The following is a 14,068-nucleotide window of genomic DNA, read 5'->3' on the forward strand; positions in this document are numbered from 1 at the left end:
ACGCTTACTCTAAAGGCGGGATGATCAGTGACAAGCCAGGGTAAATTTTATCTGGATGATCCAGCACCGACCTGTTCGCATTAAAGATCAGTGGGTACTTGGCAGCATCACCATAAAACTCTCTGGCAATTTTGGACAATGTATCGCCCCTGACAACCACATACATGTTCAACTGGCTGACCGGCGGAATCGCCAGTGTGGCCGGTGATTCGAAATCCACATCGCCCAGCAGTTTTATTTGTCCGATGAACCGGCCAAGATTATTGGCCGTGGTCGCGTGTATGTCATGCATCAGCACAATGGAGTTCTTTCTGTTCCTTATTTGCTCAACACCATGGGATACCCAGCCCCCCGGTTGGTAGTTGCTGTTCCAGTCCAGGGTATCCACGCTCCAGAGAACCTGCCGGTACCCCAACTCGGCGACAGTGCGATCGACCAGCGCATCGTGAGCGCCATAAGGCGGCCTCATGATCAGGTCCGGCTGCTGGTAGGGAGCCAGTGCCTGCTCCGTCATTTTGATTTGGTCGATGATGGTGTCCTTGTCCTGGCCGACCAGTCTCAGATGATCGTAAGTGTGATTGCCGATCCGGTGCCCTTCGCCCAGGATGCGCTTGATACGCTCGCCATGCCTGGCAACCAGATTGCCAACAATAAAAAACGTTGCCTTGATATCAAACAGCTCCAGTGTTTCGAGCACGGTTTCGGTCTGGGCTTGCCGAGGACCATCGTCAAACGTCAGCCAAACTTTCTTCCTTTCCATTTTTATCTCCTTTGGTGGCTTGTAACGCTTCACCCCATATCCACTCATGCACCGACACAGGATCTGCGTGTGCATGTCGTCTTTAAGGCGAGGCTTATTACCTGCCACCAAACGGCTGAACGCCAACAAAACATTGTTGCCGGTCGTTTAACGCTTGATGCCTATAGCGGCGGGAAAAAACAATTTCAGGGACCCGTTCAAACCGCCGGAAAATGAATCCGGAACGCCGCCCCGCCCATCGGTGAATCGCCCAAGGTCAGCTTGGCGCTGTAGCTCTCGATGATGTCCTTGACCACCGCCAGGCCAATGCCCTGCCCCGGATGCTGGCGGTCCAGGCGCTCTCCGCGCTCGAGAATCCGTGAGCGCTGATCCTGTGGTACGCCGGGGCCGTCGTCCTCGACACACAACTCGGTGCCGCTGAGGGTTTCACGCACACTGATGCGTATTTCGCCCAGGCACAGGCGATAGGCGTTTTCCAGCAAGTTGCCCATCATCTCCAACAGAGCGCCCTGCTCGATCGGTACGTAGCACGGGTCGGGCAAATCGAACGCGACGTGCACGTGCTTGTCGCGATAGACCTTGTCCAGCGTGTCGCACAGGCTTTTCAGCACCGGCCGCAAGTGCACCTGATGACGTACCAATCCGCTTTTGCGCAGGCTGGCGCGCTGCAGTTGGTAGCTGATCTGTTGGCTCATGCGTTCGATCTGGGTTTGCAGCACCCAGGCCTGATCGCGATCCTCCGGACGCAGGGCCATGTCCTCACTAACGCCTTGCAACACCGCCAGTGGCGTTTTCAGACTATGGGCCAGGTCGTCGAGGGAATCACGGTAGCGACTGCGCTGCTCACGCTCACTGTGCAGCAATCGGTTGAGGGAACCGGTCAGGCGCAGCAATTCCCGGGGATGTTCCTCACTGAGGCTTTCGCGGGTGCCACCTTCGATCTGGTCCAGTTCCTGGCTCAAGCGCCGCAATGCCTGCAAGCCCCAGGTCAGACCGATCCATAGCAACGCCAGCAGCACCAGCAGTGCCGCGCCAAAACCCAGATAGAGATTTTCCCGCAGACCTTCGAGGGTCAGCTCGTACTCGCGAACCGGTTGCAGCGCCACGATGCTGAAGGCTGCACTTTTGCCGCCGAGCAACTTGACCTCGACGTCGTAGACGAAGAACTCCTGGCCATTGGCTTCGCGGATCCGCGCAAACTCGTTGCCACGTCCGTCGTAGCGCGGCTTGTAATTGATACGTTCTTCCTGGGTCGCCTTCGAACGCCAGACCAGATGCCCTTCACGGTCATAGATGTAGCCGAGCAATCGGCTATCGGTGAGGTTGAAGCGTTCGTCGGGCAGTTGCGCCGGCATCTGCAGGCTGTTGTTCTCCACCCGGGCGGCAGAGATCAGCGTGGTCACGTCGGATGCCAGACGCTGCTCGATGGAGTCCTGCAGCGCCAGGCTGAAGGCACCCTGCATCGCCGGCAGCAACGCCAGCATGAACAACACCGCCAACAGCGTGGCGGCGAGCATCAAGCGAATGCGCAGCGAACGGATCAAGTGCAACGCTCATTGAACAGGTAGCCCAGGCCGCGCACGGTGTCGATCGGCTTGAACCCGCCCGGCCCCTCCAGTTTGCGGCGCAGACGGCCGACCAGCACCTCGATCACATTCGGATCACGCTCGTCGTCATCCGGGTAGAGCTGTTCCATCAAGCGATCCTTGGGTACCACTTGCTGATGGTGACGCATCAGGTATTCGAGAATGCGGTACTCATACGCGGTCAGTGCCAGCGGCTGTTCGTCGAGGGATGCCTGCTTGCGGTTCAGGTCCAGCAGCAAGGGACCGGCAACGATGGTCGACTGGGTGAAACCACTGGAGCGGCGCAGCAAGGCATTCAGGCGGGCCTCCAGCTCTTCGAACTGGAATGGCTTGACCACGTAATCGTCGGCGCCGGCGGCCAGGCCTTCGACCTTGTCCTGCCAGTTGCCGCGCGCGGTGAGGATCAGGATCGGGAAGGTTTTGCCACTTGAGCGCAACTGGCGGATCAGGTCGAGCCCGCTCATGCCCGGCAGACCGAGGTCGATCACCGCCAGGTCAAAGTTGAACTGTGCGGCCTGGTACAGCGCCTCCTCGGCGTTGGCCACGGACTCGACCACGTGGCCGCTCTCCGTCAGGCGGGTTTGCAGGTGATGACGCAGCAGTGCTTCATCTTCGACGACCAGCAGTTTCATAACGCTCTCCCGGGCAAATCAACATCTCCAGAGGCACAACGTCGCACCTCAATAGCTAACATGGCAACGGTCACTGTAGGAGCGAGCTTGCTCGCGAAGACGGCGGCACAGTCAACATTGATGTTGCCTGACACACCGCTTTCGCGAGCAAGCTCGCTCCTACAGGCTTCGCGTTGGCGCATGCCCTTGTCAAAAAGCGTAGTTGGCGGACAGGTAAGTCTGGGCGCTGCTGGTCAGGTCCAGTGACCCCTGCTTGCTGCCGCCGCGCTCACTCATCTCGGTGCTGGCGTTGCTGCGCAGGTAACGGTAACCCAGTTCAACCGAGGTGTTCTGCGAAACCTGTTGCAGCACCCCCACCTGGCCACCGATGGCGTAGCCGATATCGCTGTCGCGGCTGAAGCCTGGCGACTCCTGAGTCATTTTGGTCAGGCCGGCCGTGGCGCCACCAAACAGCCTGGTGCTGCCGCCCACCGGGTAAAACAGATCGTAGCTGCCCAGGAGGTTTTCCTGACGCAGTTTAATGCCGTTGTGCGAGCCCGACACATTGTCGTAAGTGGCGTAGTAGCGGCCCTTGGTGTTTTGCTGGCCCAGACGAACACCCCAGGTGGTGTCCTTGCCGATCACGCCATCGGCGTTCGGGTGATTGAGGTTATCGTTCAAGGCGTGGGATTTTTTGACCTTGTCGCTGGTCTGTCCAAGAGTAAGGCTGGCGAAGTTGTCGTCGGACGCGAAAGCCGCGGTGCTTGCGCCCAGAACCGCGAATGCCAGAAGCAGTTTTTTGAATCCAGTCATTGGGGAGTTTCCTCATGTGCCGTTTGTTTTTTGGGTACGAGGCAAGGTTACGCACCGCGCCCTGAACTCCCCCTGAACACACTCTGAACCAGGGCTGAACCGGCCCGTCCCGAATAATTCGACACGCTTCAACAGGAGTTCCGACCATGCGCATGTTCCTCGCCGTCCTCCTGCTGGCCTTGAGCGGGCTCAGCCAGGCCGCCATCCAGACCCGGGAAATCCCCTACCAAAGTGCCGATGGCACGAAAATGATCGGCTATTACGCTTATGACGATGCCATCAAAGGCCCGCGTCCCGGGGTCCTGGTGGTGCATGAGTTCTGGGGCCTGAACGACTACGCCAAGCGTCGCGCCCGGGATCTCGCCAGCCTGGGCTACAGCGCCCTGGCCATTGACATGTATGGCGATGGCAAAAATACCGAGCACCCCAAGGACGCCATGGCCTTCATGCAAGCCGTGGCGAAAGACAGTGCCGTGTCGAGCGCGAGGTTTCAGGCCGGGCTCGACCTGCTGAAAAAACAACCACAGACCGACCCGCATAAAATCGCCGCCATCGGCTACTGCTTTGGCGGCGCCGTGGTGCTCAATGCCGCAAGACAGGGTGTGCCATTGGCAGGTGTGGTGAGTTTCCACGGAGCACTGGCGACCAATACGCCGGCGACGCCAGGCAGCGTCAAGGCGAAGATCCTTGTGGAACACGGGGCGCTGGACAGCATCGTCACCCCGGAAAACATCACGGCTTTCAAGAGTGAGATGGACAAGGCCGGCGCCGACTACAAATTCGTCAGCCTCGACGGCGCCAGGCACGGCTTCACCAACCCGGATGCCGATCGACTGGGCCATGGCGACCATGGCGGACCGGACATTGGCTACAACAAGGCCGCGGATGAAAAATCCTGGGCGGACATGCAGGCGTTTTTCAAGAAGATCTTCAGCTGAAACTCAACTATTGAGGAAAAGCACAGCTCCCTGTGGCGAGGGAGCTTGCTCCCGTCCGACTGCGCAGCAGTCGCAAAAAACGGCAAACACGTAATGTCAGATGAAATTCTTTTTCAGGCTTTGGGGCCGCTTCGCAGCCCAGCGGGAGCAAGCTCCCTCGCCACAAAAGCCATCTGCCACTACCCAGTCCCAAGCCAACCCGGCAAAATGCCTTATATGAATTCAACCCCCGCCCTGCCCGTCTGCTGCACGCCCCTCAATGACCATTGGCCGCTGCCGTTTGTGCTGCCCGATACGGTCCTGCTGAGTACTCACTTCGATAGCGCCCGACTGGCCAGCGATGACTTTCAGCGCAGCGCTGTCGAAGCGCCGGCGAGCATTCAGCGCTCTGTCGCCAAACGGCAGGCGGAGTTTCTCGCCGGGCGGGTGTGTGCCCGGGCCGCGCTACAGCGACTGGAAGGCTTGAGCTTCATTCCGGCCATCGGTGAAGATCGGGCACCGGTCTGGCCTGCTCATATCGCAGGCTCAATCACCCACAGCACTGGCCGGGCCGCGGCGATCGTGGCGAACAAAAGCCATTGGCGCGGCCTGGGCATGGACCTGGAAAACCTGCTCAATGCCGAACGGGCCGAACGCCTGGCCGGGGAAATCCTCAATCCGCTGGAGCTACAGCGCATGGCGGCCAGTGATCACGATCAACGGGCGTTGCTGGTCACCCTGACTTTCTCGGTCAAGGAAAGCCTGTTCAAGGCGCTCTATCCGATCGTTCAGCAACGCTTTTATTTCGAACATGCCGAAGTGCTGGAATGGAGTGAGTCGGGTGAGGTGCGGTTGCGATTGCTTACTGATTTGTCCAGCGAATGGCGCAATGGTACCGAGCTGGATGCGCAGTTTGGGGTCAAGGATGGGCAGTTGTTGAGTCTGGTCAGCATCAAGGCCTGAAGTCTTTGGCGCCTGTCAGGCCGCCATCGCGAGCAGGCTCGCTCCCACACTGGATCTATGCCACCCCACAAATCCCTGCTCGCGATGGGGCCATATCAGACAACACGAGAGCTCAACGCTTCTCCTGATTGCGCGGCCAGCTCAGGCTGAAGCACGCCCCGCCCAGGCTCTTGCTCTTGCCGATCAACGCCCGCCCGTCATGCCAATGGATGATGCGTCGCACAATGGACAGGCCTAACCCATGGCCTCCAGACGCGCGGGTACGGCTGTCGTCGAGACGCAGGAACGGCGTAAAGATCTTCTCCCACGCTGACTCCGGCACCCCCGGCCCGTCATCCTCGATATCCACCCGGCATCGCTGCTGCCCCACCTGATAGCTGATGGTCACACGTGATTGCGCATGGCGCATGGCATTGCTCACCAGGTTCTGGATCGCCCGGTGCAGGTAGCGCGGCTCGGCCTCGACCCAGGCGTCGTCGTTATCGGCAGCCGACAGACACAAGCCCCGTTGCACCGTGACATCGGCACGCAACGGCGCCAGCTCTTCAATCACCTGATCGACCAAGGCATCCAGATCGATCCGCTGAAAGTTCAGCGCCGGCGAGCCCTGCTCCAACCGCGCGTAGGTCAGCATCTCGTCCACCAGCCGGTCGAGGTCCTCGATGTCGTGGTCCATGCCTTGGCAGTATTTTTCCAGGGCTTGCGGCGTGGTGGCCGAACCGATCATCTCCAGGCCAAAGCGCAGGCGTGCCACCGGCGTGCGCAATTCGTGAGACACCGCGCGCACCAATTCGCGCTGGATCGCCAGCAACTGCTGCAAGTGTTCAGCCATACCGTTGAACGCCGAGGCCAGCCGCCCCACCGAGTCCGCGCCGCGCGCCGGCACGCGGGTTTCCAGGCTGCCCTTGGCAATGCGCGTGGCGGCGGCTTCGAGGCCACGCAAGCGTCGCTCGAGCTGACGCACCAGCAGATAGACGATCAAACCGATCAGCGTCAGGCCCAGCGCGGCGATCAGCACCAGCCATTCCGGCGGATAAGGATTCATCTGATACAGCGGGCCGATTTCCAGGACCCACGGCGTGCCCACCATGCCGGCAAATACCCGGATCGAATCGCCCCCCTTGCCCAGCGCCATCACGGTGTCGCCCTCGGATACCCGGCGGCTCTGGTCTTCGTCCATGTCCGCCTCGTCAACCGTGACCAGGCGCAGGTCGAAGCCGAAGCCCTTGCTTTCCTTCAATTGCGCCAGGCGCAAGGGCTGGTCGGCTACCGGGGTGCGCACCAGTTCATCGGTCAACAGGTAGATGGTCGCCCGGGCCAGTTGCTCGCTGATCTGCTGCACTTCCCCGGTGAGCATCAACTGCTCCTTGTCGCTGACCAGCTTGTACACCTTCGCCGCGTGCGGCCCGGTCTGTTCCACCAATGCCTGACCGCGCAATACACGGGTGCGCTGGGTCAGGTCGAGGTCAGTCTCGACAAAAGTTTTCAGCGCCAGCGGAATACCCAGCAGCCGCTCCCACACCAGCAAGGCCCGGTGGCGCTCGGTCTGGTTCATCGGTTGCAGGTTGTCAGCCATCAGCGAGAACGTGCCGTGGGCCAGGCGCTCGCGGTATTGCTCGCTGCGCACCTCATTGAGCAGGTGCAACGCCAGCACACCGAGTACCGCCACCAGAATCAGCGCGGCGCACATGCCGCCATAGATACGCAGGAAGATCGAGTTCACAGGGTCTGGTCTACGCAAGCCTCGGGAACGAACAGATAGCCCTTGCTGCGCACGGTCTTGATCAGCCGTGGATGCTCCGGGTCATCGCCGATCTTCGGGCGGATGCGCGAGATGCGCACATCGATGGAGCGATCCTGACCGTCATAGCCGATGCCCCGCAGCGCGGTGAAGATCTCCTCCCGGGAGAGGATACGCCCGGCATTGGCCACCAATAGCCAGAGCAGGTCGAATTCGGCGCTGGTCAGCTCGATGCCGTTGCCCTGCAACCAGGCTTCGCGCAAGGCGTTGTCGACGATCAGCGGGCCAAACTGTAGACGTCGCTGTTTTTCCGGGGCGACCTCGGGCGTTTCGCTACGACGCAGCAGTGCCTGGATACGCGCCAGCAGCAGGCGCGGGCGTACCGGCTTGCAGACGTAGTCGTCAGCCCCCAGGTCCAGGCCGAGAATCTGGTCAGTGTCATCGGTGCGGGCGGTGAGCATCAGGATCGGGCCGTCATAACGGGCGCGGACCTTGCGGCAAATGCTCAGGCCATCTTCACCGGGGAGCATCAGGTCGAGGATCACCAGGTCCGGTTGTTCCTTGATGATGCGATTCGCCGCGAGCGCACCATCCCCTTCGATCGATACACGCAGGCCATTGGCTTCCAGGTAATCGCGGGTCAGTTCGGCCAGTCGCTGGTCGTCCTCCACAATCAATACCTGCCAGGCTTCTTGCTCCACGGGTGACCTCTGCTTGCCAAAAACACTCATAAGGAAGGATCCGCCCGTCTTTTTGTAATGATTCGGGGGGATAAAAATGTATACACGCTGGGCCGATTGTATAAACGCCGCCCGTCGAGAACACAAGCGGGTAAATGCGTTCGGACTACAGGGATTTTTGTGATAGGGTTCGCGCCCTTAAAAATCCGCCCGGCCGTTTTCGATCGTTGAAAATCGCTGAAAAAAGGTCCGGTCCAGCAAGGTCGCGGCCTACACGCCGGTTCCCTCTTTCACACACAATTTACGCACAGGTTTATCCACAGGCAGTACGTTGCAATCGCCCCCCAAAACGCATTATCTTGTAGCCCGGCGCTAAAAAAACCCTAGATGTAGGGTTTTGCGCAAAAAAACCAAACACAAACCAGACACCAATTTCAAGCGCTTTTATTGCCTCTGTCCGGTTGAACCATACGTATTTTCGAAAGACCAAACCGCGCATGCGGATGGCTACTGTATTTCGGCCCCGAGTGGTGAAAACGGTACGGGTGTTGCAGTCCCAACTGTCACCTGCAAAGGACCAAGGTTTCAGGCCCAAGGCGTGAGACCAAAGACTTCGGCATGGAAGCGGCGCCCTATAGCCCCCTTCCTACTGTCCCGAAGTTGTTATGCCCGGCGCTCGCCGGTTGTAGTGCTTCAGGACGGAACGGTGGGCACCGTGATGGTGCCCAAACAAACATAGAGAATGTGGAGACACTCCCCCATGCAAACCGACACAACTCGCGAGAACCCGCAGGGCACCTTGCCGCAGGCCACTGATTCGAATTCGGATCTGTCCGCCACCGCGCCTGGCCAACTGCGCGTGATCAAGCGTAACGGCACTGTCGTTCCCTACACCGATGACAAAATCACCGTCGCCATCACCAAAGCGTTCCTCGCAGTTGAAGGCGGCACCGCTGCTGCCTCGTCGCGAATCCACGATACCGTTGCCCGCCTGACCGAACAGGTCACCGCGACCTTCAAGCGTCGCATGCCATCAGGCGGCACCATCCACATCGAAGAAATCCAGGACCAGGTCGAACTGGCCCTGATGCGTGCCGGCGAGCAGAAAGTGGCTCGCGACTACGTGATCTACCGTGACGGTCGTTCGAAAGAACGCGCTGCCCACGCACCGGCCGAGGAAGCGGTCAACGCTCATCCGTCGATCCGCATCACCCGTGCCGACGGCAGCCTGGCGCCGCTGGACATGGGCCGCCTGAACACCATCGTCACCGAAGCGTGCGAAGGCCTGGAAGAAGTCGACGGCGACCTGATCCAGCGCGAAACCCTGAAGAACCTGTACGACGGCGTGGCCCTGAACGACGTCAACACCGCCCTGGTGATGACCGCCCGTACCCTGGTTGAACGCGAGCCGAACTACTCGTTCGTGACCGCGCGCCTGCTGATGGACACCCTGCGCGGCGAAGGCCTGGGCTTCCTCGGTGTGGCCGAGAGCGCCACTCACCACGAAATGGCCGACCTGTACGCCAAGGCACTGCCGGCCTACATCGCCAAAGGTATCGAGTTCGAACTGCTGAACCCTGTGCTGGCCACCTTCGACCTGGAAAAACTGGGCAAGGCGATCAACCACGAGCGCGACCAGCAATTCACCTACCTGGGCCTGCAGACCCTGTACGACCGTTACTTCATCCACAAGGATGGCGTGCGTTTCGAACTGCCGCAGATCTTCTTCATGCGTGTGGCCATGGGCCTGGCGATCGAAGAGAAGCAAAAAGAAGACCGCGCGATCGAGTTCTACAACCTGCTGTCGTCCTTCGACTACATGGCTTCGACCCCGACCCTGTTCAACGCCGGTACCCTGCGTCCACAGCTGTCGAGCTGCTACCTGACCACCGTTCCGGATGACCTGTCGGGCATCTACCACGCGATCCACGACAACGCCATGCTGTCGAAATTCGCTGGCGGCCTGGGCAACGACTGGACCCCGGTGCGTGCGCTGGGTTCGTACATCAAGGGCACCAACGGCAAGTCCCAGGGCGTCGTGCCGTTCCTGAAAGTCGTCAACGACACCGCCGTAGCGGTTAACCAGGGTGGCAAGCGCAAAGGCGCTGTGTGTGCCTACCTGGAAACCTGGCACATGGACATCGAAGAGTTCATCGAACTCCGTAAGAACACCGGTGATGACCGTCGTCGTACCCACGACATGAACACTGCCAACTGGATCCCTGACCTGTTCATGAAGCGCGTCTTCGACGACGGCAAGTGGACCCTGTTCTCGCCGTCCGAAGTACCGGACCTGCACGACCTGACCGGCAAGGCCTTCGAAGAGCGTTACGAGTACTACGAAGCCCTGACCGAGTACCCAGGCAAGGTCAAGCTGTTCAAGACCATCCAGGCCAAAGACCTGTGGCGCAAAATGCTGTCCATGCTGTTCGAAACCGGCCACCCATGGCTGACCTTCAAGGACCCGTGCAACCTGCGCAGCCCGCAGCAGCACGTGGGCGTGGTCCACAGCTCGAACCTGTGCACCGAGATCACCTTGAACACCAACAAGGACGAGATCGCCGTTTGCAACCTGGGCTCGATCAACCTGCCGAACCACATCGTCGACGGCAAGCTGGACACCGCCAAGCTGCAACGCACCGTGAACACCGCCGTGCGCATGCTCGATAACGTGATCGACATCAACTACTACTCGGTGCCGCAAGCGAAGAACTCCAACTTCAAGCACCGTCCGGTCGGCCTGGGCATCATGGGCTTCCAGGACTCGCTGTACCTGCAGCACATCCCTTACGGTTCCGACGCTGCCGTCGAGTTCGCCGACAAGTCGATGGAAGCGGTCAGCTACTACGCGATCCAGGCTTCCTGCGACCTGGCCGACGAGCGCGGCGCCTACGAGACCTTCCAGGGTTCGCTGTGGTCCAAAGGCATCCTGCCGCTGGATTCGCAACAGATCCTGATCGAGTCCCGTGGCCAGAAGTACATCGATGTCGACCTGAACGAATCCCTGGACTGGGCACCGGTTCGCGCCCGTGTACAGAAAGGCATCCGTAACTCGAACATCATGGCCATCGCACCGACCGCGACCATCGCCAACATCACCGGCGTCTCGCAGTCGATCGAACCGACCTACCAGAACCTGTATGTGAAATCGAACCTGTCGGGCGAGTTCACCGTGATCAACCCGTACCTGGTTCGCGACCTGAAGGCTCGCGGCCTGTGGGACTCGGTCATGATCAACGATCTGAAGTACTACGACGGTTCTGTGCAGCAGATCGAGCGCATCCCGCAAGAACTCAAAGAGCTCTACGCGACCGCGTTCGAAGTCGACACCAAGTGGATCGTCGACGCGGCAAGCCGTCGTCAGAAGTGGATCGACCAGGCTCAGTCGCTGAACCTGTACATCGCCGGCGCTTCGGGCAAGAAGCTGGACGTGACCTACCGCATGGCCTGGTACCGTGGCCTGAAAACCACTTACTACCTCCGTGCCCTGGCTGCGACCAGCACCGAGAAGTCGACCATCAACACCGGCAAGCTGAACGCTGTTTCCAGCGGCGGCAACCACGGTGACGACTCGGTCCTGGCAGCGCCTGCCGGTCCTGCTCCAGTGCCGAAGGCTTGCGCCATCGACGAGCCGGATTGCGAAGCTTGCCAATAAGCTGAGCCGGTAAGCGCTGCAAGGCGCTTACTCGAAACCCCCGATCAGCCTCTGGCGGGTCGGGGGTTTTCTTTTGCCTGTCTGTAGGAGCGAGCTTGCTCGCGATAGTCTTGAGGGCGCCGCGTATTTCCAGACAACACGCGTTATCGTTGACGACCATCGCGAGCAAGCTCGCTCCTACACCTACAGGTTTCGGCGAGCACAAAAAAGCCCCTCTCTCGAGGGGCTTTTTGTGCAGCACTATCCAGCATCAAGTCATCTGAATGATGGTCTGCATGATGGTGCTCTGGGTGGAGATGGTCTTGGCGTTCGCCTGGTAATTGCTCTGCGCCTTGATCAGGTCGACCAGCTCGTTAGTCAGGTTGACGTTGGACTCTTCCAGGGAGTTGGAAACGATCGAACCCAGGGTGCCGGTCTCCGGCGCATCGTAGCCCGGGATGCCCGACGCGTAGGTTTCTTTCCAGCTGGTGCCGCCTACCGGCTGCAGGCCTTGCTCGTTGGTGAAGCTGGCAAGGGAAATCTGGCCGATGGGCTTGGTCTGGTTGTTGCTGAAGTTGGCCAGCAGCACACCGCTACCGTCGATGGTCAGGTTGGTGATCTGGCCCGTGGCGTAACCGTTCTGCGCCGGAATCGAACGCGCGGTGTCGGCGTTGAACTGGGTGGTGTTGGCCATGGCGATGGTCAAACCTGCTGGATCGGCTGCGGCACCGTTGGCTGTCCAGACGCCATTGGTGACACTGCCCGGTGTCCAGTTGGTAATTTTCAGGTCACTGCTGATTACTGAAGTCGGTGGCGTGGTTGGCGGCGTCACGGGTGTGCTGACCGAAGTCAGTTTACCGGTGGAATCGAACGACATGGTCGAAGCAACCGGCGCGGTAACGGTAGGATCACTGCCATCCGGATTACGGCCATCGATCAGCGTGTAGGTGTCCCACGTGTTCGCTCCAGTCTTGACCATGTATTGATCCATGGTGTGCTGGTTACCCTGAGTATCGAAGATCGGGGTACTGAACGACTTGGTAAAGGTCTCGGTCTTGGACGGGTCGAACTTGTTCGCCGCTACTGTCTGGTCGATCACCGCCGAGGTGGAGTTCAGGTTGATCGTCGACGACACGGTGCTGGTGGATTTCGGTGCCAGGTTGGAGGTGTCGATCCGCAGGTCGGTCAGCACGCCATTGACGATCTTGCCGTTGGCATCCACACCGTAACCTTGCAGGCGGGCCGTACCGTCGCTGTTGGTGACATAGCCTTCCTTGTCGGTCTTGAACGTACCGGCACGGGTGTAGGTCAGCGAACCGTTGTTGCTCAGGACAAAAAAACCGTTGCCCTGGATACCCATGTCGAGCACGTTGCCGGTGTTGCTCACGTCACCCTGGCCGAACTGCTGGGAAACGTTGGCCAGGCGCACGCCGTTGCCGACGGTCTTGCTGCCGGTGCCCAGGCGGGTCGCCGAGTACACGTCTTCGAATTCTGCGCGGGACGATTTGAAACCGGTGGTCGCGACGTTGGCGATGTTGTTGCCGGTCACGTCCAGTTGTTTATTGGCTGCATAGAGACCGCTAAGGCCGATATTGAAAGACATCATCCACTCCTTTGTGCCGTGTTAGTCGGCTCTACATACCAATGGTTTGTACTTTGGACAGGGCAACGCTGCCCAGCCCGGCCAGATTGAGCATCAACTCACCGCCGGTCTGGCTGATCGTCACGCTGTTGACGGTGGCGGGCAGGTTGGTGATCAACGCGACGGACTGGCCATCGATCGTGCTCGTGGCGCCGAAGGTGTAGGTGCCCGCAGGTACCGTCTCACCCGCATCGTTCTTGCCGTCCCAGATGAAACTGGCGTTGCCGGCCTTCTGCGAACCGAGGTCGATGGTGCGCACGGTCTTGCCGTCGGCGTCGGTGATCTTCAGGGTGGCGGACGCCACCGAAGACGGAACGACCACCGTGCCGCTGAGGCTCTTGGTGGTATCGACCACGGCCTTGTCGCCCGGCGCGATGACCGAACGCCCCACCAGCGACGACGCCTGCAAGGCCTGGGACGAGTTGTAGTTGCTCGCCAGGCCGCTCACAGTGCTGTTGAGCGTGGTGATGCCTTCCAGGCTGCTGAACTGCGCCAACTGGGCCACGAACGCGCCGTTGTCCTGGGGCTCCAGCGGGTTCTGGTTTTTCAGCTGGGTCACCAGCAATTGCAGGAACGCATCCTTGCCCAGCGCCTGGTTGCCCGTGGCGCTGCCGGTTGCGGACGCGAGGCCGTCAGTCGTGGTGCTGGTCTTGATCGAAGAGTTGGCCAGGATGTCGTTGAGGCTCAAACCACTGGTGGAATCGGTAACACTCATCTGAGT

The 14,068-nt window shown here is 60.0% G+C and carries 11 protein-coding genes; 3 read left to right on the top strand and 8 right to left on the bottom strand.

Annotated elements, in window-relative coordinates; all coding sequences use genetic code 11:
* Positions 1 to 4: 4 nt before the first annotated feature.
* The 4 genes from AC3ITY_RS25615 to AC3ITY_RS25630 form a co-directional block, all read right to left on the bottom strand.
* Positions 5 to 760 carry a polysaccharide deacetylase family protein gene (locus tag AC3ITY_RS25615; RefSeq protein WP_489305743.1) on the bottom strand — a complete coding sequence of 252 codons (756 nt, stop codon included), beginning with the start codon at positions 758 to 760 and terminating at the stop codon, positions 5 to 7.
* A 197-nt stretch (positions 761 to 957) separates the two neighbouring features.
* Positions 958 to 2,304, bottom strand: a complete 1,347-nt coding sequence (locus AC3ITY_RS25620; protein WP_489305745.1) for an ATP-binding protein — start codon at positions 2,302 to 2,304, stop codon at positions 958 to 960.
* Positions 2,301 to 2,978 (bottom strand): response regulator, encoded by a 678-nt coding sequence (locus AC3ITY_RS25625; protein ID WP_489305747.1) that lies wholly within the window; start codon positions 2,976 to 2,978, stop codon positions 2,301 to 2,303. Before AC3ITY_RS25625 ends, AC3ITY_RS25620 begins: the two co-directional genes overlap by 4 nt.
* A 189-nt stretch (positions 2,979 to 3,167) precedes the next feature.
* Positions 3,168 to 3,770, bottom strand: a complete 603-nt coding sequence (locus AC3ITY_RS25630) for a porin family protein (RefSeq protein WP_223456094.1) — start codon at positions 3,768 to 3,770, stop codon at positions 3,168 to 3,170.
* Positions 3,771 to 3,916: 146 nt separating this feature from the next.
* Here AC3ITY_RS25630 and AC3ITY_RS25635 point away from each other — a divergent pair, with 146 nt between their 5' ends.
* Positions 3,917 to 4,708 (top strand): dienelactone hydrolase family protein, encoded by a 792-nt coding sequence (locus AC3ITY_RS25635; RefSeq protein ID WP_489305749.1) that lies wholly within the window; start codon positions 3,917 to 3,919, stop codon positions 4,706 to 4,708.
* A gap of 216 nt (positions 4,709 to 4,924) precedes the next feature.
* Positions 4,925 to 5,650 (top strand): 4'-phosphopantetheinyl transferase family protein, encoded by a 726-nt coding sequence (locus AC3ITY_RS25640; protein ID WP_489305751.1) that lies wholly within the window; start codon positions 4,925 to 4,927, stop codon positions 5,648 to 5,650.
* Between the two features lie 112 nt (positions 5,651 to 5,762).
* Here the strand turns inward: AC3ITY_RS25640 and AC3ITY_RS25645 are convergent, their stop codons facing one another.
* Both AC3ITY_RS25645 and AC3ITY_RS25650 read right to left on the bottom strand, forming a co-directional pair.
* A complete protein-coding gene (locus AC3ITY_RS25645; protein ID WP_489305753.1) occupies positions 5,763 to 7,373 on the bottom strand; it encodes an ATP-binding protein in 1,611 nt (536 codons plus the stop codon).
* Entirely contained in the window at positions 7,370 to 8,092 is a 723-nt protein-coding gene (locus AC3ITY_RS25650; RefSeq protein ID WP_007980115.1) for a response regulator, read from the bottom strand. Before AC3ITY_RS25650 ends, AC3ITY_RS25645 begins: the two co-directional genes overlap by 4 nt.
* Before the next feature lie 739 nt (positions 8,093 to 8,831).
* On the opposite strand from AC3ITY_RS25650, the gene AC3ITY_RS25655 reads away from it, so the two are divergent.
* Entirely contained in the window at positions 8,832 to 11,726 is a 2,895-nt protein-coding gene (locus AC3ITY_RS25655; RefSeq protein WP_489305755.1) for a ribonucleoside-diphosphate reductase subunit alpha, read from the top strand.
* A gap of 250 nt (positions 11,727 to 11,976) precedes the next feature.
* Here AC3ITY_RS25655 and flgE read toward each other — a convergent pair whose 3' ends face one another.
* A complete protein-coding gene (flgE, locus tag AC3ITY_RS25660) occupies positions 11,977 to 13,308 on the bottom strand; it encodes a flagellar hook protein FlgE (RefSeq protein ID WP_150726105.1) in 1,332 nt (443 codons plus the stop codon).
* Positions 13,309 to 13,339: 31 nt separating this feature from the next.
* Complete coding sequence (gene flgD / locus AC3ITY_RS25665) at positions 13,340 to 14,062, bottom strand: flagellar hook assembly protein FlgD (RefSeq protein WP_489305757.1); 723 nt, start codon at positions 14,060 to 14,062, stop codon at positions 13,340 to 13,342.
* Between the last annotated feature and the right edge of the window lie 6 nt (positions 14,063 to 14,068).

It is taken from the genome of Pseudomonas sp. GL_091, from assembly GCF_057837725.1.

Coding starts and splice junctions, on each gene's coding strand:
- AC3ITY_RS25615 (WP_489305743.1), bottom strand. CDS start 760: ATGGAAAGGAAGAAAGTTTGGCTGACGTTTGACGATGGTCCTCGGCAA.
- AC3ITY_RS25625 (WP_489305747.1), bottom strand. CDS start 2,978: ATGAAACTGCTGGTCGTCGAAGATGAAGCACTGCTGCGTCATCACCTG.
- AC3ITY_RS25630 (WP_223456094.1), bottom strand. CDS start 3,770: ATGACTGGATTCAAAAAACTGCTTCTGGCATTCGCGGTTCTGGGCGCA.
- AC3ITY_RS25635 (WP_489305749.1), top strand. CDS start 3,917: ATGCGCATGTTCCTCGCCGTCCTCCTGCTGGCCTTGAGCGGGCTCAGC.
- AC3ITY_RS25640 (WP_489305751.1), top strand. CDS start 4,925: ATGAATTCAACCCCCGCCCTGCCCGTCTGCTGCACGCCCCTCAATGAC.
- AC3ITY_RS25655 (WP_489305755.1), top strand. CDS start 8,832: ATGCAAACCGACACAACTCGCGAGAACCCGCAGGGCACCTTGCCGCAG.
- flgE (WP_150726105.1), bottom strand. CDS start 13,308: ATGTCTTTCAATATCGGCCTTAGCGGTCTCTATGCAGCCAATAAACAA.
- flgD (WP_489305757.1), bottom strand. CDS start 14,062: ATGAGTGTTACCGATTCCACCAGTGGTTTGAGCCTCAACGACATCCTG.